The sequence below is a fragment of the Nitrospirota bacterium genome, assembly GCA_016180645.1.
In the GTDB taxonomy this organism is placed as follows: domain Bacteria; phylum JACPQY01; class JACPQY01; order JACPQY01; family JACPQY01; genus JACPAV01.
The window spans coordinates 81,739-102,432 of sequence record JACPAV010000015.1 but is presented as its reverse complement, the minus strand read 5'-3'; the positions used below and the strand labels follow the sequence as shown (position 1 = coordinate 102,432).

Here is a 20,694-nt window from a genome sequence, read left to right as displayed (position 1 = left end):
ACTATCCCGCCCCTCATGATCCCCGCAACGCAGCTCAAGGTCGGCATGATCATTTACTACGAGGGAAAGCTCTGCCGTGTGTCGGAAATCCAGCACGTCACCCCCGGAAACTGGCGCGGGATGGTCCAGACGAAAATCCGCAACATCGCCACCGGGCGCACGCTGGACCACCGCTTCCGCTCGGAGGACCAAGTGGACGTCGCCGTCCTGGAGCGCAAAGACATGGAGTATCTGTATCTGGACGGCGAAAACTACGTCTTCATGGACAGCAAGACATTCGACCAACTTTCGCTCCACAAGGACATCGTCGGCGAAGCGACCAACTATCTTCTTCCCAACACCACGGTAACGGTCGATTTCTGCGATGAGAAACCCACCGCCGTGGAACCTCCGACCCAAGTCGCCCTGACGGTCGTCGAGACGGATCCCTCCCTGGCCGGCGCCACGCAAAGCGCCTCCAAGAAGCCCGCCAAGCTGGAAACCGGCCTGATGGTCCAAGTCCCCCAGTTCGTTGTCACCGGCGAGAAGATCATGATCGACACGCGGGACAATTCGTTCCTCCAACGCGTCAAGGCGTAGGGTCACCGTGCCACGTGCCACGTGTCCCGTGTCACGTTACGAATGAGGGCCGTCCTGGATTCGGAAGGGCGGTAGGGGCTACAATAGCCATCAGCATCCAGCGGACAGTCTATCGATGGCCAATGCGGGAGACCGGTAGGCGCGGGCTTCAGCCCGCGTCCCGGACGCAGCCTGAAGGCTGCGGCTACCACATCCCCTGCACCGGAGGCTGACGGCTGATTGCTGACAGCTCCAAGATGAACAACGACAAAGAAACCCAGGCGATTGTCCGAGCCAAGCCCCCCCGGGTGGGCGCCAAGGCCGCCCAGTCCATCCTCGTCGCCCTTCACGAGGCCGACGACCGGCTCAGCATCGCCCGCGCGCTGACCTCGGAAGGCTACAGCGTTTTCGAAGCGGAACGGGCGAGGGAAACGCTCAAAGTCCTGAAGGCGGCGGATCTCGATCTCATCATCTGCGACGCGGAATTCCCGGACCGGAAAGGCATCGACATCCTCAAGGTCGTCCGCGAGACCCACCCCAATCTCCCGGTCATCATGGTGGCCACCGAGGGCAACATCAACGACGCAGTGGAGCTGATGAAAGAAGGCGCCGCCGATTACCTCGCCAAACCGGTCGATCTCCGGGACTTCTTCGTCCGCATCGAAAAGATCCTCGCCGATTCCCGCAAGCACGAAGAGCTGATGCACCTCTGGCACGACGCGGAAAAGCACCGCTCTCCCGCCGTGATCGGGCAGTCAGCCAACATTCGGGAACTCTTCGAACGAATCCGCCGCGTGGCCCCCGCGAAAGCCAGCGTCCTCATTCTGGGCGAAAGCGGAACAGGCAAAGAGCTCGTCGCCCGCGCCCTGCACACGCTCTCGCCCCGGAGGGAACGCCCCTTCATGGCGATCAACTGCTCCGCCTTCCCGGAAACCCTCCTGGAGAGCGAACTGTTTGGGCACGAACGCGGAGCCTTCACCGGGGCCTATGAACGACGACTGGGCCGGTTCGAACTCGCCCATGGGGGAAGCGTGTTCCTCGATGAGATCGGCGAAATGCCCCACACCATGCAGGCCAAACTCCTCCGCGTCCTCGAAGAGCGCGAGTTCATGCGCGTGGGCGGCGACCGGACGATCTCCGTGGACGTTCGAGTGATTGCCGCCACCCACCGCAACATTGAGGCCCTGGTGGACCAGGGAAAATTCCGGGACGATTTGCTCTACCGCCTGAAAGTCATTACCTTGGAAGTCCCTCCTCTCCGCGACCGGAAGGAAGACATCCCCTTGCTCGTGGAAGCGTTCATCCAAGTCACCTCGGAGGAAAACCACAAGACCATTCGCAGCGTGGAGCCCGCCGCGCTTGAGCACTTGGTCAACTATCGCTGGCCGGGGAACGTCCGCGAATTGCGTAACGTCATCGAACAGATGGTCGTGCTGGGACACTCCCCCACCCTGGGAGTCAACGATCTTCCCCATCCGATTCGCGGAGCGGCGAACGAATCCGAATCCGACGGTTTCAGGGTTACTCCGGGACTGACGATGCAGGAGATCGAAAAAATGGCCATCCAATCCGCTCTCTCCGCCCAGGAGGGAAATCGCACGCAGGCGGCGAAGTCCCTCGGCATCGGCCTCCGCACACTCCAGCGCAAACTCAAGGAGTACGGACTCTCCTAGGAATGTAATCATGGAACCATGTGGTCATCGAATCATGTCCACATGACCCGATGATTACATGAATCCATGGCCCCCATTTCTGACCTGCCTCTAGTACCGCGTTGAACAAGTTCCGCAAATACTTCGGGCTTGGTCGCGGTGCGGTAGCCCCGCTCTCCGTTTGAATTTCCGAATGGCGGCGGGGCGTATGTACCGTGTTGACGCTGGAAGCCCGTACAGGGAATCTTGCAGGACTTACTCAACGCGGTACTGATTTGAACGAGCCGGTCAACGCTGAGCGTGTTTTTTCTTTTCTTCTTGGTTTGCGACGGTGAATCAAACTGATATTCGCGTGTTATCCCGCCGAGGCGGGACAGAGGCGCATGATGGTGATTCGTCGGGAGCTGCCTCGATCTAGAGTCGTGCGTCATGAATGATCTCTCATCCACTGCACATAGTGTCGCCGAGGGTTCTCCTTTCCGCTGCCTGGCCTCCGGGGCCGGGACTCTCCCAAGGATAGGCCGTGCATCAGGCCGTCTTCCCCTCCGGAACGTGCCGGGCGATCGACCAGACAAAGCCGGAGAGTTCGCGCGCCACCGCGACCGCGGCCACCTGGGAAGGCTTGCTCCGGCCGACCATCCGGGCGAATTTCCGAGTCAGCCGATCCTGGGCCTTCTTGGCGATCCGCACGACCTCGGGCGGGCAGCCTTTCCGGCGCTCGGACAAGGATCGACCTTCCAAGTTTGGACGCCGGTAACTCCAAGCCGCCTCGACCAGGATTCTCCGGAGATGGGCGTTGCCCGCCTTGGTGATGCTCCCCCGGCGGGTCTTCTCGCCCGAGCTGTACTCCGAACTGACCGCGCCCGTGTAACTCATGAACGCCCGCGCCTTCCCAAATCGCCTGAACTCCTGCGCCTCAACGCTGAGCGTGATCGCGCCCAGCGTGTCGATGCCCTTGAGACACCGCAAGGCCTTCACCGTCTCGCGGTAGGGTTCACGCTCGGCCAAGTCCAACACCTGCTGACTGAGCACGGCGAGACGGGCCTCGGTTTCCTCCAGGGCGCGGATATAGCCCTCGAAGGTCCGCTGCAAGGGATCGAACTCAAACCGCTCTTTCTTGAGCCATGCTCGATGGGCCACCCCCCACGCCTTCGTCTCCCGGTAGATACGCCCCTGCCGAAGCAGAAACTTTCCGAGCCGGTGACGCGCCCGAAGCCGATCGGAGAGGGCATCCTCCCGAATCCGCACCAAGTCTCGCGCCGCTTCCTCTTCTCGCGTCGGGACCCGAATGGGCGTGAGCTCTCCCGCCCGGTAGAATCGCGCCAACTTCTCGGCATCCCGCCGATCCGTCTTGACCCGGTCGCCCGGACGCACCGGGGTCAGCGCCGGAGCGATCACCTCGCAGGCATGTCCCATCCCAGTGATCTGCCGGTGGACCTCGTAGCCGCAGGGTCCCGCCTCGTACACAAACGCCAAGGCTCCTCCCTTCGACAACCGGTCGGCCAGCCTCCGAAGGCTGCCCGGGTCATTCGAGATCGACGGCGCCTCGGTCACACGGTCCGATCCCGGCGGCAACACCGCCACCGCGATCGAATCCTTATGCACATCCAATCCCACCAAAATTCTGTTATCTTCCGTCATGAGCCAGTACCTCCGTGTTGTTTTGCGGATAGGCGCCCCCTTCATCGGAGGCGTAACCCGCGTATACCAAACAATCACGCCGGTTGCTGGCTCGTTCATTTAATCTAACCCGTCCTTTCCGCGGCGGCCTTTGACTTGAGTCGAAACTTCTTCACCCAAAGGGAAAGGAGAGATCGGCCCACACCGAGGTCTTGAGCCGCCAGGGTGATGTTGCCGTCCCTTCTTCGCAAAGCCTCCACAATCGCTTTCTTCTGAACTTCTCGGAGAAGATCCCGGAGCCTTCGATTTCCGGAGGCTGAAATCAAGGCGGACTCCCCGAACAGCTCGGGCTTGTGCCGCAAATCCTGAACGTCGATCCGGTTCGAGCGGCAAGCCACGGCGGCATTCCTCACGGCGTTCTCCAACTCCCGCACATTGCCGGGCCAATGGAAACCCGCCAGAAGAGACAAGGCCTGTTGGGAGATGCTTTTCACCGGCCTGCCCTCTTCCTCGGCAATTCGTTTCAAGAAGTGCTCCGCCAAGGGTGGAATATCCTCCTTCCGCCGGCCAAGCGGCGGGACCGTGATACGGTACACGCTCAGGCGATAATAGAAGTCTTCGCGGACTTTCTTTTCGGAGACGAGCGTCTTCAGGTCCCTGTTCGACGCAGCCACGATGCGCACGTCGACCGGAACCTCCGCCACGCCTCCGATGCGCCGCACCGCGCTTTCTTGGAGAACTCTGAGCATCTTCACCTGGAGCCCCAGGGGCATCTCCCCGATCTCATCTAGGAACAGGGTTCCTCCGGCCGCCACTTCGATCAGGCCCGGCTTGTCGCGATCCGCCCCCGTGAAGGCGCCCTTTACGTGTCCAAACAACTCGGATTCGAACAAGTCATACGGCACCGCCCCGCAGTTGATGGGGACAAAGGGCTTCTCCTTCCTGGAAGAATTGAAATGAATGGCGCGCGCGACCAGCTCCTTGCCGGTTCCACTTTCGCCCTCGATCAAGACGGGTACGCGGCTCTCAACGGCGCGGTCCACCATGAGGAGAACGTCCCGGAGGGCCCGACTTGAACCGATGATTCGGTCGTACCCATACTTGGGTTGCTCCTGGTGGATCAAGGCCGTCAGGCGAACCCGGGCTTCCTCCAATTCACCCTCCTGCGTCGCAACCTTGTCCTCGAGTTTGCGGTTGGAATCTTCGAGACTCCGGGCCAGGTCGTCCACCCTGTTCTTGGCTTCCCGCAGTTCCCGGACGGTCTTCCTAAGCTCACGCTGGTCACGAATATGCTGAGCCGTGAGATCGGCCTTGTGGATGGCCACGGCGGCCAGTTCGCCGAGGGAAGAGAGCAGCGGAAAATCGGCCTCGCCGAACCGTCCCTCCCCCTCCTGGGTGTCGAGGTACAGCGCCCCCAAAGGCTCCCGGCCCACGAAGAATGGGATGCCGACGACGGACCTCAGTTGAAGCTGGTAGATGCTGGCGGAGTCCTTGAACCGAGGATCGCTCGCGGCGTCCATGGAGACGACCGGTTGCCGCTCCTTCAAGGCCTCCTCGGCTACCGTCAGGCTGAACTTCTCGGCCGGGTCCAGGATGTCCTTCCTGTCCCTCGATCGGGCCACCCGCACGTCCAGATGTCCTTTCTCCATCAGCAACAGGAACCCGCGATCGGCCTCCGTGAAGGCGAGAAGTGAATCCACGATTTCCACCAGCACGCCCTCCGCATTCAACGGGGAGCTGATCTTGCGCGCGATTTCCAAGAGCGTCAGACCCAGGGTGTCCGCCCTTCTCCGTTGGAGAGGAATGCGCGTTGTTTCCCCATGCTCCTCCGACTCCGGTCCTCCCGCTCTTCGCTCCCCGGTCGGCTCGGGCGCGGCTCCTCCCGCTTCCGGCGGCTCTCGGCTCGCGCCGCCGGGGGAAGACAGCCTGCCCAACTCCTCCATGACAAGACGCTTCAGATCCTCATCCTTTCGATCCGAAGACTCCAATTTCACCATCGAACGTTCCAGCAAATCGCGCGCCACGTCGATGCGCCGGCCGGCGAGCCTGGCCTTCAGGTAGAGGATGCGGGCTTGCAGCCACGGCGTGGGTGACTTACTCGCCTCCTCTCCCGCGGTTTCAATGATCTTCGTGGCTTCGTCCCCTCGGCCGTCCTCCAGTTCAACCTGCGCCCGCTTGAGCCGCATCTCCAGCAGCTCCGTCGGCATTCGGAGCTTTTCATAGAGCGCCTCGCCTTTCTCGCACTCCGCCCGCGCGCGGGCTCGATCTCCGCGTCGCAAGAGGCCACCCGCCCGTTCGAAACAAACCTTCGCCTCCAGATGGGACATGCCCAATTCAGAGCAGAGGGACGCGGCCTCAGCCAGGGCGTCTTCGCCGCCTTCCAGATCGCCCACCGCGCAACGGAGCATGCCCAGGTTGTACAAGATGCGCGCGACCTCCGTTCGGGCCCCGATCCCGCGGGAGATGGCGAGCGCCTTTTCATAGTGTTCGGCGGACAGCTCGGAACGGCCCGTCTTCTGGTACGAGACGCCGAGGTTGACATGCGCCAGAGCCATGCCGCGAAGATCGCCGATCTCCTGGCTTAGGACCGAGCACGCATGAAGCGATTCGACGGCGGCGTCGGTCGCCCCGGCCAGAAGGTACGCGGCCCCAAGTGAATTGAGAGAGAGTGCATGTCGAGCGAGCCTGCCGGACCTCCGACTCTCCTGGCTGTTTTGCTTGAAGAGGGCGATCGCCTGCTCCGTTTCGCGTCGGTAGAAATGCGTCTTGGCCAGCACGTGCCGGAACGCGAGAATTTCGTCCGGCCCGCAGGGTCTGCCTCCGTCGAGGTAGGGCCGACAGACGGCCGCCGCCTCCGGGTATCGAGCCTGTTCGAGGAGAATGTCGGCATACAGGGCGTCCAGCTCCGGCCGCCAGGGTGAATCGCCTCGGATCTCCGATCCGGACCTTTCGATCACCTCCGCGGCCTCCGCAAGCTTTCCCCCGAAGCGGAGCGAACGGGCGAGCCCGGCCGTGCACTCCGCGCGTTCTTCGGGCGTAAGGCCCTGGCTTGCGAAGTCCCGGTAGGTCGCGGCCGCGGCCGCGAAATTGGAGGTGAGGAAGGAAGCCTCGGCAAGGAGCTTGCGATACATCCGGCCAGGATCGGGGGGCAGGCGACCGGCGGCTTCTCGATGCTCCTCCAAGAACCGGAGGACCGGTTCCGGCTGGTGCAGGCGCAGCCTCAACGCAAGTTCGGGAGCGGCGATCTCAAACGCCGTCTCCGCCCGCCCGGCCCGGAAGCAATGGCCCGCCTGCGCGAGAGCCGCCCCGTCATGACCAAGCCCCGTTCGCGCATGATGCAGGGACAGTTCCCGCCAGCGCCGCGCAATCTGGAAATGCATTTCCTGGCGCCGGCCCGGTTCAAGCGCTCGGTCGACCGCGGCCCGACGGAGGTCCCCGGCAAGCTGATACCCATGCAGACCCGATCGTACCCAACCCAGACTCTCCAGCCGACGCAGCAACGCAACCGAACTCCCGGCCACGGAGGGCTCAAGGCGTTCAAGATCCTCCGAACGGAGTTCCGCCGCGGCAACGGCGAGCCAAGCCAGCACGTCCTGTTCCGAACCGGGCAGGGCCTTGATCTCTCCGCCGTACCATGCGCCCGCATCGAGAATGCCGTCGACCCTGCTCGGGTCAAGCGCGTCCAGTTGGGCCTCCATGTTTTCGCCGGGCTGGAGGACGTCGCTTGCCATTCTTCGCACACACTCGACGAACAGACCGGGAACCCCTTCGGTCGCGCCCACGAGCCGCTCCAACAAATACTCCGGCACGGTGTCAACACCAAGCAACCGCAAAAGAACACCCGTTGCCTGACCCTTGGTCCAGGCCGCCAAGCCGAGGCTCCAATCCGGCGCGGCCTGGGGCGGAATGAATCCCTCCGCCGCAGCCGTGAACAGAATGAAAGTCTGTAATCGTTCAGCACCCCCCATCCTCACCTTCCCCCGCAAGGGGGGAAGGGACAAGAAGGAGCGCGCCTCACCCTCTTTCTCCCTCCCCCTCGACGGGGGAGGGTCAGGGTGGGGGTGAACGCTGATGAAAGTCTTTGCCGGGCCCGGAACGTCCGAGATCCCGCCCGGCGCGCGTAATCGATGGACGAGCCGGAGCAGAAGATCCGCAAGCGGGGGCTTCAGATGCGCATCGTCCACGAGGATGGCGACGGGCCGACGATCGAGCAAAACGCGCAGGGCCTCCGTCCACTTGTCGAAGGCGCGCGCCTGCTGGAGATCGGGACTCGCCTCGATGACGGGAGGGTCCGGCGCATTTCCGAAGGGACCGGGAAGGACGTTCTTGAGAAACGGCGCGAAGGGCCGAAGCGATTCGAGGTCGGAATCCTTTGCGGCTCGTCGAAAAAGATCCCCCACTCCGTCATCGGGATGTTGCAGACTGATCACCTCCATCTCCCGAAGCTCGGCCCAGCGACGGAATTCGTCCAGCAATGCGCTCTTGCCGGTTTCCGGTTTGCCGAACACGGCCGCAAATGAAAGCGCCCGTGCCCCTTGGAGGTGTTGTTCAAACCACCGGCAAAGAGTCTCAAATTCCGCCGTCCGGCCGGCGAGAATCGCGCTCGTCTTGTCGGGAAGCCGCACGCGGCCCGGCTCAAGCGGGAAGGCCAGGCCCGTCCGCATGTTGATCCGCCGGACCACCTCGTTGGCGGACCAGAACCGTCCGCGCGGATTGGGCTGGAGAAGCGACACAAGAATCTCCCTAAAGTAGAGCGGAATCTCCTCGGGAAAATCCTCCAACTCGGGCGCCTTTCGGCGGAGCGTTTCACGGATCATCGCTTCCAGATCGTCCCCGTCCCGACCGGCGGGGTCCGAAGCTCCATCTCCGGCCGGCAAAGGCCGCGGCCGCAACGATTCGAAGTAGATCCGCGCCAACGAGTAAAGGTCCGCGCGGCCGTCCACCGGATCGCCCCGCACAACCTCCGGCGCGACGTAGGGGAACGTTCCGGTGATGAGCGCCCTCCGGCGGGTAGGATCCATCCTCTCGGCGACGCCGAAATCAAGGATCCGCGCCTCAGGAAGACCCGGAGCCGTCGGAATCGACACCAGCACGTTGGAGGGCTTGATGTCCAGATGGATCACCCCTCGCTGATGCAGGTACTCAAGGCCGTGTAGGAGTTGGATGAAAACGTTCAGCCGGGCTTCCCAATCAGCGGCAAGTAGAAAGTCCGACAGCCTCTCTCCTCGGACCAGATCCTGAGTCAGATAGTGGGTCCCCGAACTTTCGTCGATCAGGAAATCGTGGACTCGGACGAGCGCCGGATGGCTCAGGTGCGCTAGGAACTCCATTTCGCGCTTGGACGACTCCCCGCCTGAATCCGACGGGTCCGGAAAAAATTCCTTGAGGGCCACCTCCTTCTTCAGCACTCGGTCGAACGCGCGGTGGACCCTGCCGAAATGTCCTTCCCCCAATATCTCGCGCACTTCAAATCTCTCCAGCACAACGACTCCCATCCGCGCGATTCTACGGGAACGGGTGCCGTTTTCAATCCATACGGCGCCGTCTTTTTTCCGGACGGAGCCTGTCCTGGACTGTATGTATCTATAATTGAATCGAAAGCGCGCGGTCGGCGTCTTCCTCCATCCCTTCAACGGGGTTCGGCACAACATGGGTACGAGTCGGGACACTTCTCCAACAACGCCTTCCGGCCCACGCTCAGGAATGGCGCAGTCCGGCGACCGAAGCCACGCCCCCGGCACACGGAAACAAGATGTGCAATTCCATTCGCAAATCACGCTTCGTGCCACGACCTCGTTCTCGGTGGACCGACGGTCATCCCTCGCCCGCTGGCATGGCCGTTGCTCTCTCCAAGACAAGTGCAATGGAAAGTCAACAACCAAGCAACACGGAAAGACATAACCGAAAGGGGGGAGGCGTGGAACCGAGTCTCGAAAACAGGAAGCAGAAGTCTTGGGTGTGCGCATGCCTCAAATGCGGAAGGGAGATTTCTCCGGGTGAACCGCGCTATTCAGACGGTCCCTATTGCATGGCCTGCCACGATCGCTCCCATGGAGGCCCAACCACATTGCCTGACGACGATGAGGTCCCGATGGAGTCGGTCGGGCCGTTGGCCGGCGGGATCGCGCATGATTTCAACGTCAGGTTCATGGAGCAAAGGAGGTATCGCATGACAGGATCGACCAAGACCGTATTCAAGGGTGTTTTGTTTCTCGGCCGAGAGATCGGTCCGTGGGCCCTTCTGTGGCTCGCGTTCGCGGCCTTCAGCGCGAGATGATGCGACCCGGAACGAAAGAGCAAGACGAGTGTCATCGGCCGTGAGCATGATGTACAATCCCCGCAGCCGGATGGGAGCAGAGGGCCGATCGCGCCGATGGCCGACCATCGTATTCGCGCTTCTCGTCCTTGCGATATGTGGACCTCTCGGGTGTGGGAAGTCCAAGAAGAAGAAAAGAGTTTCCGTTGATCCCGCCGGCGAAAGCGCCCGCGATGTCACCGTGGCCGTTCCTCTCACGTCCGAGCAGGCGGCGATGCTTCAGGGCGTGCGGGCGGCAACCGTGGACGTGAGCGTGGACGATGAGATGGTGGGCCAAGGCGTCCGAGGAGAGATCCTCTCGGGCGCAATGGGCGGTGTTCGCGCGGGAAGGAGAGCGATCGGAGGGGAACCGGAACCGGTTCCAGGCGCGCCGCCCAGGCAAGAACTTTCTGGAGACAGGATCGGCAGGCAGCCCCGAAGCCCGAACGCGCTTGCCTTCGTCACGGAACTCACCTTGCCCCTGGCGCTTTCCGAAGGGGTGCACGTGTTTGTCGTCGTTCTCATTCTCCCCGGCCACCCTGAAATATCGCTCCTGAAGGCAGAGACCTCCGTGGCGGTGAGCGGAGGCCGGATACAGGATGCCCCCATCGACCCCATCGACGTAGCGATGCCCTCCAACAACAAGTCCGGCCTGCCCAACCTCGTCCAGGCGTTCGCCATGGAAAAAGCCCCGGATCTCGGGATCGACCCCACGAAAGACACGCGGCCGCTGACGGAAGAGGAGATTTCCAGGATCGTCGCTGCTCTCAAGCCGCAACTCGAGGGCGCGGCCAAGGATCTCGCCGCTGAAATCCAGATCAAGCAGAACGTCCAGGTTGCGCTCCCGGTCGATGCCGCCGTCCTCTCCGCGCCCTCGATAGCGAACTTCCAGTGCGTGGCGGCAGGAACGGACAAGTGCGGCTCGGGGGTAACCTTGGCGACAACCTCGGTGGTCTTCACTTTCGGCTGCGACCGCGCGGCAGGGTGCGCGTTCGAGTGCTCTCTCGACAAAGGAGCTTTCGCGGACTGCGAAGCCACCTATGTCTGGCAGGGCCTTGCCGATGGCGCGCACAGCTTCGCGGTCCGCCCCAAGACCGGCGGGGGCGTCGTCGGTTCGGCGGCGAACGCGGTTTTCCTCGTCAAACTGCCTGCCGGCGATTCCGGAGGGACTTCAACCCCGAGCGCGGAGAATCCGCCGAGCGTAAGCTTCACGGAAACCCCGAAAGCCGCCACGGACACGACGGCCTCATTCTCCTTCGCTTGCAACGGAACCTGCCTCCTCAGTTGTGCTCTTGACGGCGGGCCGTTCGCGGCCTGTCCAAGCCCCATTACCTTCACGGGCCTTGCCGCGGGAAACCACACCCTTTCCGTTCGCGGTACCGCCTCGGATGGAAAAACCTCAAACCCGATCGTCTACACCTGGGCGGTCGTGCCCCCCTCCACCGACACGATCCCGCCCGAGACAGCCATCAGCGTACAGCCGTCAGCTATCAGCAACAAGACCACGGCAACCTTTGGGTTCTCGTGCTCCGATTCTTCGGCTCAGTCCTCGGCCCTCAGCCCTCAGTCCTGCTCTTTCTACTGCCAACTCGACACCGGCACCCCTTCTCCCTGTACAAGTCAGCTCACCCTGAGCGCCGTCGAAGGGTCGCACACCTTCTCCGTCTACGCCGTAGACCCCGCCGGCAACAAGGATCCCACACCGGCCTCGTTCACGTGGACGGTCGATACGACACCGCCTGAAACAGCGATCCGCAGTCAGCCGTCAGCGGTCAGCAATCAGACTTCGGGCTCATTCACCTTTTCCTGCCCCTCCCCCCCCGCGGGGGAGGGTTCGGGTGGGGGGTGCTCGTTCGAGTGCTCCGCGGACTCTGCTTCCTATGCCTCTTGCGCCTCACCCCTCACCCTCTCACCCCTCACGGCGGGAGCACACACGTTCAGTGTGCGGGCCCTCGACCCCGCCGGCAATGCCGACGGGACCCCCGCGGGCTACAGTTGGACCATCGACCTCACACCGCCCACTGTAGCGATCAGCTCTCAGCCTTCAGCCGTCAGTAATCAAGTCTCCGTCTCCTTCTCTCTTGCCTGTTCCGATGTAGGGGCGGGGCTTGCCCCGCCCTCTTGCTCCTTCGCCTGCAAACTCGATCAACCTGGCGCCGCCGGTTCGTACGCAACCTGCTCCTCCCCGCTCGCCCTGAGCCTGTCGAAGGGCGACGGCTCTTACACCTTCACCGTTCAAGCCACCGATCCCGCCGGAAACCCAGGCACGACTTCATACACCTGGACCCTCGACACGACCGCCCCCTCCGCCCCGGACCCTGCGAAGCTCACCATTTCACAGAATAATCCTGGAACAAACGATACGGTGAGCGGAGCAGGGGGTGCCGTGGAAGCCTCATCTACTGTGAAAGTATGGGCCGACGCGCTTCTCACCGCGCTTCTCGGTCAGGGCACGGCCTCCGCGAGCGGCGTCTTCGATGCGATCAGCATCGGCGACAATACCAATGCAACCGTTTACGTCACCGCCACCGACGCCGCCGGGAACCAAGGCGGCTCAACGTCCAAAACGAACGACTGGGTCCCTCCCTCGATCTCGATCACGAATGTCGAAGGGGATACCGCCTCCACGTACTACGACGCCGTCAATGACACGAACACCGACATCGCCATCTCCGCCACCGACTCCGCCGGCGTCGCCACGTGCAAGTGGGACACCACGGACATCGCCTACGGCTCGATGGCAAACACCTGCGCGTCCACAAGCCTCTGCACCATCACGGCGGCGGCCACGGAGGGCACGACCTACACGCGATACATCGCTTGCATTGACAGTGCCGGGAACGCGAACGACGCGGCCACCAACGTCGCCGTTGCGTGGACGAACGACTGGACCGCCCCGCCGCTCACCCTGACGAGTGTGGAGGGGGACGCGGCGGCGACGTACTACGACACGGCGAACGATTCCAATACGGACATCGTCTTCACCAGCACGGATGCCGTCTCCGGCACCACCGCCTGCCGGTGGTACACAACCGACAGCGCGTACAGCAGCGGGACGGGGACGGCCTGCGCGAGCGCAACGGCCTGCCAGCTTACCGGCGCCGCCGCCGCGGATGCCACCTACGCCCGATACATGGCCTGCGTGGATGCCGCCGGGAACGGCAGTTCCACGGCGAACAATTTGGACATCACGTGGACCAACGACTGGTCCGCGCCGACCTTCGGCGGACTCACGAGCGCAACGGCCGTGTCAACAACCCAAATCAACCTCTCCTGGTCGGCCGCGACCGACACCGTGAGCGCCTCCGGAGCCATTGTCTACGACATCTGTCGATCGGCCACCTCGGGCGGATGCTCGGCGTTTTCCGCGACGTACACCTCCACCGCCGGCGCCACAAGCTACAACGACACGACCGGCCTCTCGGCGGCCACCCGTTACTACTACGTCGTCCGGGCCAAGGACGAGGCCGGCAACTCAGACACCAACACCACCGAAAAATCCGCCCTCACCTGGTCCACCACCGGCGCCGCCGTGGCCGTCACCACCCACCTCTGCAATCACACCTGTAGCCTGTCCGCCTCAAGCGAAGTGAAATGCTGGGGGTACAATAGCAACGGTCAGCTTGGGGACGGGACCACCACCGATCGGGCCACTCCGCTCACCGTGAGCTCCTTGTCGAACGGCGTCGCCGTGGCGGGGGGCTACCGACACACCTGTTCCCTTCTTTCCGACGGCACGGTGAAATGCTGGGGGCGGAATAACTTCGGTCAGCTTGGGGACGGGACCACCACCGATCGGGCCACTCCGCTCACCGTGACCTCCTTGTCGAACGGCGTCGCCGTGTCGGGGGGCGGCGATCACACCTGTTCCCTCCTATCCGACGGCACGGTGAAATGCTGGGGGTTCAATGGCGACGGTGAGCTTGGGGACGGGACCACCACCGATCGGGCCACTCCGGTCACCGTGACCTCCTTGTCGAACGGCGTCGCCGTGTCGGGGGGCTACCTTCACACCTGTTCCCTTCTTTCCGACGGCACCGTGAAATGCTGGGGGTACAATAGCAACGGTCAGCTTGGGGACGGGACCACCACCGATCGGGCCACTCCGCTCACCGTGAGCTCCTTGTCGAACGGCGTGGCCGTCGCGGGGGGCTACCTTCACACCTGTTCCCTTCTTTCCGACGGCACAGTGAAATGCTGGGGATACAATGGCGACGGTGAGCTTGGGGACGGGACGACGGCGGACAAATCGACCCCCGTGGCCGTGAGCAGCCTGTCGAACGGCGTGGCCGTTACGGGGGGCTACTATCACACCTGTTCCCTTCTTTCCGACGGCACGGTGAAATGCTGGGGGATCAATAGCAACGGTCAGCTTGGGGACGGGACGACGGCGCCCAAATCGACCCCCGTCGCCGTGAGCAGCCTGTCGGGCGGCGTGGCCGTGGCGGGGGGCGACTCTCACACCTGTTCCCTCATCTCCGACGGCACGGTGAAATGCTGGGGGCGGAATAACTTCGGTCAGCTTGGGGACGGGACGACCATCGACAAGTCCACACCCGTAACCGTCTCGATGCCCGCCGGACCAATGGGCGTGAAACTCCCCCGCCTCCACGAATCCACCGCCTCCGGCGCCCCCGCCCGGCCATTCCGCGAAGGCCTCACCGCCCACCTCGGCAATCACACCTGTTCCCTTCTTTCCGACGGCACGGTCAAATGCTGGGGGATCAATAACTTCGGTCAGCTTGGGGACGGGACGACGGCGGACAAATCGACCCCCGTGGCCGTGAGCAGCCTGTCGGGCGGCGTGGCCGTGGCGGGGGGCTACTCTCACACCTGTTCCCTCATCTCCGACGGCACGGTGAAATGCTGGGGGCGCAATGTCAACGGTCAGCTTGGGGACGGGACGACCGCGGACAAGTCGACCCCCGTGGCCGTGAGCAGCCTGTCGGGCGGTGTGGCCGTGGCGGGGGGCTACTATCACACCTGTTCCCTTCTTTCCGACGGCATGGTCAAATGCTGGGGGTACAATCTCTACGGTCAGCTTGGGGACGGGACGGCGGCGCCCAAATCGACCCCCGTCGCCGTGAGCAGCCTGTCGGGCGGCGTGGCCGTGGCGGGGGGCTACTATCACACCTGTTCCCTTCTTTTCGATGGCACGGTGAAATGCTGGGGGTACAATTTCTCCGGTCAGCTTGGGGACGGGACAACGGCGGACAAATCGACCCCCGTCGCTGTGTCCACGCTGAGCGCGGCTGTCGCCATCGCGGCGGGCAAATCTCACACCTGTTCCCTTCTTTCCGACGGCACGGTGAAATGCTGGGGGCGCAATCTCGAAGGTCAGCTTGGGGACGGGACGGCGGCAAGCAAATCGACCCCCGTGGCCGTGAGCGGCCTCTCGGGCGGTGTGGCCGTCGCGGGGGGCGAATATCACACCTGTTCCCTCTTTTCCGACGGCACAGTGATATGCTGGGGCAACAATGCCAACGGCCAACTCGGCGACGGAACAACGACCAACAAATCCACCCCCGTCCAAGTGCAAAACCTCCCCTGACACGAATCATTCCCGCGCCGCGCGGCGTCGCCTCTTCCGCCGATATTCCGCCTTGAGCTTTGCCCACAACCGCCGTGCTCGCGGATCGTAGGTCCCCACCACCGCTTCCTCCACGTAACGAAGGTCCAGTTCCGGCAGCCGGCGGCTCATGATCAAGTGTCTGTCCTCGATGTCCTTCGGCTCGTCCCGAAGCAGTTTGTAGACAAGCAAATCCTCGACCGTCGCAACCGCAACCCTGCGGCCGAATACCTTCAGAGGTGTGGCGTTGTCGAGCGCACGCCGGTCCTGCCCGGTCGTCACCACGGACAGGTCCACCCAGTGCACGTCGCGGTAGAATCGGATGAAGCGCCCTTGGGCGAAGAAACGGCGCAGGCCCTCCTTGGAATGCTTCGAGGTGTCGAGATCGAATCCGGCCCCGAGCATCGAGCCAAGGACGGCCTCCGGTCCAAAAGGCATCGGGTCGACGATGATGTCGACGTCCTGCGTGGCCTGGGGAACAAGACGGTGTCCCAGCGCAACCGCGCCAATGAGAAAGAAGCGGAAATGTTTTCTCTCTAGCGCGCCGACGGCCCTTTGGAACGTCTCCTCAAGTCGCGTCTCGAAAATCCCCATGTTCTTTCCTCTGGAAGTTTCCACAGTGGATCGGCCCATCTTGCCAGCTCACGCATGATTCTCGCCCTGTCCTCGTCCGTCAAACGGCGCGCATCTCGAATATCCTGCTCGTCGACAATGGCCGTGCGGAACCGCATCGGCCCATTGTAGATCCCTCGGGCGGCAATGGCGAGCCCCGGTCCCCCTCCTGCCCGGGGCGCTACGCCGGCCACTTGACCCCATGGCCGCATGGGAACATGAACACATGACCCGATGATTACATGACTCCATGGCACCATTCCTACATGACCCCATTCCTGTTGACGCACTGCGTCAATTCGCCCCGCTTCCGGGGGTGACGCACGCCCCGCTTTGGGGTATACTCCCACCACCATGGAAGATTCCGCCGGAATCGGAGTGCTGGTCGTCGACGACGAAGAGGGAGTGCGGCGGAGCATCCACCGCGCGCTCCAGCGAGAATCCTATGCCATCCACCTGGCCGAAGAGGGCGGCAAGGCCGTCCGGATGGTTCAATCCGAGCCGGGCATCGAAATCGTCATCTCCGACCTGAAAATGCCGGGGATGGACGGGATCGAGACCCTCGAACAGATCGGCGGCATACGCCCCGACCTCACCCGCATCGTCCTCACCGGCTACGCCACCCTCGAAAGCGCCATCGACGCCACCAACCACGGGATCGACGGTTTCCTGACCAAGCCGTTCGAAAACGAGGAACTGCGGATCCGCATCCGCGATTTCTATCTCAAGAAGAAACTGCGCCAACTGGTGTCGCCCCAGATTTTCGAGCACATCCAGCGGAACCCGAAGCTCCTGAATCCCCGGCGGCAGGACGCCACGATCGTGTTCGTCGATATCCGCGGTTTCACGCAGGCCTGCGAACTGGCCGAGCCCGAAGCCCTCTCCCGCGACCTCGAAAGCCACTACTACACCCCAATCGGCGAGACGATCATGAAGCACAACGGAATCATCGACAAGCATATCGGGGACGGCATCATGGCCATCTTCGGCGCGCCGGTCTCGTTCGAGGACGATTGTCTCAGGGCCATCCGCGCCACGGAGGAAATACGGCAGAAAATTCAGTCCATGAGCGCCGAGCTCACGTCTCACCGCAACGGCGGGCTGCATGAGCTCCGAATCGGCGTGGGCGTGGCTCGAGGCCGCGTGGTCGCGGGCCTGCTCGGCTCCCAACACAAGAAGGAGTACACCGCCCTGGGATCCACGGTGAATCTGGCCTCTCGTCTGGAATCCACCGCCGCCCCCGGCCAGATCCTCCTCTCGGAGGCGGCCCACGCGCAAGTCAGCGGCCGGGTGGAAGCCCGTGCCCTCACCGATCTGAAGATCAAGGGCTTCGACAAGCCCGTCACGGCTTACGAACTCCTCCGCGTGCTTTAGCAAGGGAGTCGTGTGACTTCACACGTCCACTCCCCGCACGATCCCATTCATCCGCCCGCCCACCACGGCACCCACTGGTCCCGATGGACCCTCGTCGTCGTCATGATGGCGGTGATCGCGCCCGCCGCCGTCCTGGGGCTGTACGACTCCGTCAGCCGGATTGGGAAACCGTTCCAGGGTTTTCTCATGACGCGCGCCGGTTCGGTCTTCTACTCCGGATTTGAGGGATGGACGGGGCGGGAAGCGGAACTGAAAACGTGGGATCAAATCCTCACGATCAATGGGAAAGCCTTGCGAACGATGTCCCGAAGAGACTTTGACGACGAAATCGGAATCGCACACGCTCTCTCCCAAAGCGTCAGCTACTCCATCCGGCGAAACGGAAAGATTCAGACCGTTTCCGTCGCCACGATGGACTTCTCGGCTCGGGACTGGTTCTACTCGATCGGTGTCCTTCCGTGGGTGGCCTTCATCTACCTCCTCCTCGGCTTCGTCATTTTCGTCCGGCGCCATCACGTGGCCACCGCCCTCCCGTTTTTCATCATCATGTACGGCGTCGGTGCCGCCGTACTGTGCCTCTACGACCTGACCCTCGGCCATCGTTTCGTGCCGCTCTCGATGATTTTCTACTGCTATTTTCCCCTCGCCGTGGCCGTCGGCTACCTCCACGTTCCCTATCCGCTCGCCATCTCGGCCAAGGCCAGATGGAGGTGGCTTGGAACGATCGCCGCCCTGTCCACAGTCCTGTTGATCGGTCTTGCGCTGGCCTCGATGAGGGGAGGCGCGACCTATCGCACCGTCAGCACCGCTGCCAATCTCTACGCCCTGGCCTCCCTCGGCATCCTGGGCGTGGTGGGCATGTACAAGTGGCGCCATCCACCGACGAGCCTGGACCGTCAGCGCGCGAAGGCGCTGAACGTCGGCGGGTGGGTCTCCTTCGGTCCCGTCATCATTCCGCTGGCGATCATGACCTTCACGGACGTGGTCATCCCCCTCGGCCCTCTCTTCTTGTTCCTCATCGCCTACCCGCTCGCCGTCGGCTACAGCATCATCCGATTCGACCTTTTCACGATGGACCGCCTCTTCACGCAGGGCCTGTCCTTCACCCTTGCCTCGGTCCCGGCCATTCTCATCTACGGCGCGAATCTCGTCATCCTCTTCTGGCTCGCCGACAAGATCGGCTTCATCTACGCCCTCGGCTTCGCCTGGCTCATCTTCCTGCTGACTCTGATCCTCGTGTATCCGCTGCAACGCCGCCTCAGCCGGTGGCTCGCGCGGCGGATGGGGGTGGACTACTCGTACCAGAAGGCGATCCAGGACGTCAGCTCGCGCCTCACGCATCTTCTCGACGTCACCGAGATCCTCCGCCAGGTCCTCCACACCCTCGTGAAATACATGAATCTGTCGCACGGCGTCTTCCTGCTCCCCACGTCCTCCGGCGGCGATTTCAAGGTGGTCATGACGGAAGGGGACGCGCCCCTGCAAGCGTCGGACGTCGTGCTCATGGCCGATACGGAACTGGTGCAGCTCCTCAAAACCATGCGACGGGAACTGACCACGTATGAAATTCTCGAATCGCCCCGGCTCCGCGAATTCTGCCCCATGTGCATCCCCGCACTCGACGCGGTGAAAGCCACCGTGATCCTCCCCATCCTGTTCCAGGAGGAGATGAAGGGTCTGCTCATCCTGGGCGAACGGAAGGACGGCGGGCATTTCTCCGATGAAGACATGGACCTCCTCCGCACGATCGCCAACCAAACGGCCGTTTCGCTCCAAAATGCGATCTCGTACCAAACGATCAAGGTGCTCAACCTCAACCTCGAAGAAAAGGTCCAGCAACGGACGCGCGAACTCGAAGAGGCATTGAAGGAGAAGGAACAGACGCAGGAGGAATTGGTCCGCTCCCAAAGCCTTGCGGCCATCGGACAACTCGTGGCCGGCGTGGCCCATGAGATCAACAATCCCCTCGCCAGCGCCTACAGCCTCATTCAGAGCATTCTCGAAGACGTGGAAGAGAAGAGAGCCATGCAGGGCGAAAACGTCGAGGCCGTGAAAGACGATCTCAAGTTCATTCTTAAAGAGCAACAGCGGGCGCGCGATATCATCCGGAGTCTCCTCGATCTCTCTCGGCAATCGGAAAGCTACACGGAAATGATCAACCTGAACGACGTGGTGGAGGACGCCCTCCGCGTGCTCTACAACAAGTACAAGCGCAGCCCCGTCGAGATTACGAAATCGTTTGGAGAGAAACTCCCGATGATCGTCGGCAATTTCTCGCAGCTCGGACAAGTCGCCATTAACATCATCCAGAACGCCATCCAGGCCCTGCCGAATCAGGGCGGGAAGATCGAAGTCGGAACTCGCCTTCGTCGGGACGACGGTCGAGGCGGGTCCGTCATCTTCTTCTGCAAGGACAACGGCAGCGGCATTCCGAAAGACATCCTGGTGGACATCTTCAAACCGTTCTACACCACCAAGCCGGCAGGCCAGGGCACCGGGCTGGGGCTTTACATCTGCCACCAGATCGTCACGAAGCACAAGGGAACCATTTCGGTGGAAAGTGATCCCCACAAAGGCACGGAGTTCCGGATCGATCTGCCCGCCCCGGTTTCGTGACGCCCTGAAAACAGGAATTTTTTATCGCGGTTAGGCTTGACATCCGGAGTGGCTCTACCTATAATGCGCCGCGTCATAAATGAGTCAGCATCAAGAATTGGTTCAACTGACCCCCCCGGGGGTTTCGACCTGCCCAATTCACCGTCGGCAAGGGTAATCCCGGCCGATATTCCAACGAAGGAGGAATCCACATGAAGAAATTGATTTCCGCAACGGCGCTCTTCTTTGTCATGAGCGTTGCCGGTTGCACCAAGCAAGCGGAGGAGTCTTCGGCTCCCCCGACGATGCCCCCTGCCGAGGCGGTAGCCCCGGTTCCGATGGAGCAGGCAGCCCCACCGGTTGAGGGCGCCCCGGCCGAAGCTCCGGCTGAAGCTCCGGCTGAGCAGCCGAAGTAAGGC

Annotated in this window: 10 protein-coding genes; 7 read left to right on the top strand and 3 right to left on the bottom strand. The window is 62.6% G+C overall.

Annotated elements, in window-relative coordinates; all coding sequences use genetic code 11:
- Positions 1-15: 15 nt before the first annotated feature.
- The gene (gene efp, locus HYT87_10325) at positions 16-579 is read left to right on the top strand and encodes an elongation factor P (protein ID MBI2060156.1); all 564 of its coding nucleotides are present in this window, start codon (positions 16-18) and stop codon (positions 577-579) included.
- 236 nt (positions 580-815) lie between these two features.
- The gene (locus HYT87_10320; GenBank protein ID MBI2060155.1) at positions 816-2,231 is read left to right on the top strand and encodes a sigma-54-dependent Fis family transcriptional regulator; all 1,416 of its coding nucleotides are present in this window, start codon (positions 816-818) and stop codon (positions 2,229-2,231) included.
- 507 nt (positions 2,232-2,738) lie between these two features.
- On the opposite strand, the gene HYT87_10315 is transcribed toward HYT87_10320, so the two are convergent.
- A complete protein-coding gene (locus HYT87_10315) occupies positions 2,739-3,851 on the bottom strand; it encodes an IS110 family transposase (GenBank protein MBI2060154.1) in 1,113 nt (370 codons plus the stop codon).
- Between the two features lie 104 nt (positions 3,852-3,955).
- On the bottom strand, positions 3,956-9,325 hold the full coding sequence (locus tag HYT87_10310) for a sigma 54-interacting transcriptional regulator (GenBank protein MBI2060153.1): 5,370 nt from the start codon (positions 9,323-9,325) through the stop codon (positions 3,956-3,958).
- A 572-nt stretch (positions 9,326-9,897) separates the two neighbouring features.
- Between HYT87_10310 and HYT87_10305 the strand changes: the two genes are divergently transcribed.
- Both HYT87_10305 and HYT87_10300 read left to right on the top strand, forming a co-directional pair.
- Complete coding sequence (locus tag HYT87_10305) at positions 9,898-10,107, top strand: hypothetical protein (GenBank protein ID MBI2060152.1); 210 nt, start codon at positions 9,898-9,900, stop codon at positions 10,105-10,107.
- A gap of 3,151 nt (positions 10,108-13,258) precedes the next feature.
- Entirely contained in the window at positions 13,259-15,676 is a 2,418-nt protein-coding gene (locus HYT87_10300) for an RCC1 repeat-containing protein (GenBank protein MBI2060151.1), read from the top strand.
- A gap of 6 nt (positions 15,677-15,682) precedes the next feature.
- On the opposite strand, the gene HYT87_10295 is transcribed toward HYT87_10300, so the two are convergent.
- Positions 15,683-16,288, bottom strand: a complete 606-nt coding sequence (locus HYT87_10295; protein ID MBI2060150.1) for a hypothetical protein — start codon at positions 16,286-16,288, stop codon at positions 15,683-15,685.
- 372 nt (positions 16,289-16,660) lie between these two features.
- On the opposite strand from HYT87_10295, the gene HYT87_10290 reads away from it, so the two are divergent.
- The 3 genes from HYT87_10290 (at position 16,661) to HYT87_10280 (ending at position 20,691) form a co-directional block, all read left to right on the top strand.
- Entirely contained in the window at positions 16,661-17,680 is a 1,020-nt protein-coding gene (locus tag HYT87_10290; protein ID MBI2060149.1) for a response regulator, read from the top strand.
- A gap of 12 nt (positions 17,681-17,692) precedes the next feature.
- Complete coding sequence (locus tag HYT87_10285) at positions 17,693-20,296, top strand: GAF domain-containing protein (protein MBI2060148.1); 2,604 nt, start codon at positions 17,693-17,695, stop codon at positions 20,294-20,296.
- Between the two features lie 191 nt (positions 20,297-20,487).
- Positions 20,488-20,691: a hypothetical protein gene (locus HYT87_10280; GenBank protein ID MBI2060147.1), complete on the top strand. Its 204-nt coding sequence runs from the start codon at positions 20,488-20,490 to the stop codon at positions 20,689-20,691.
- Positions 20,692-20,694 lie beyond the last annotated feature (3 nt).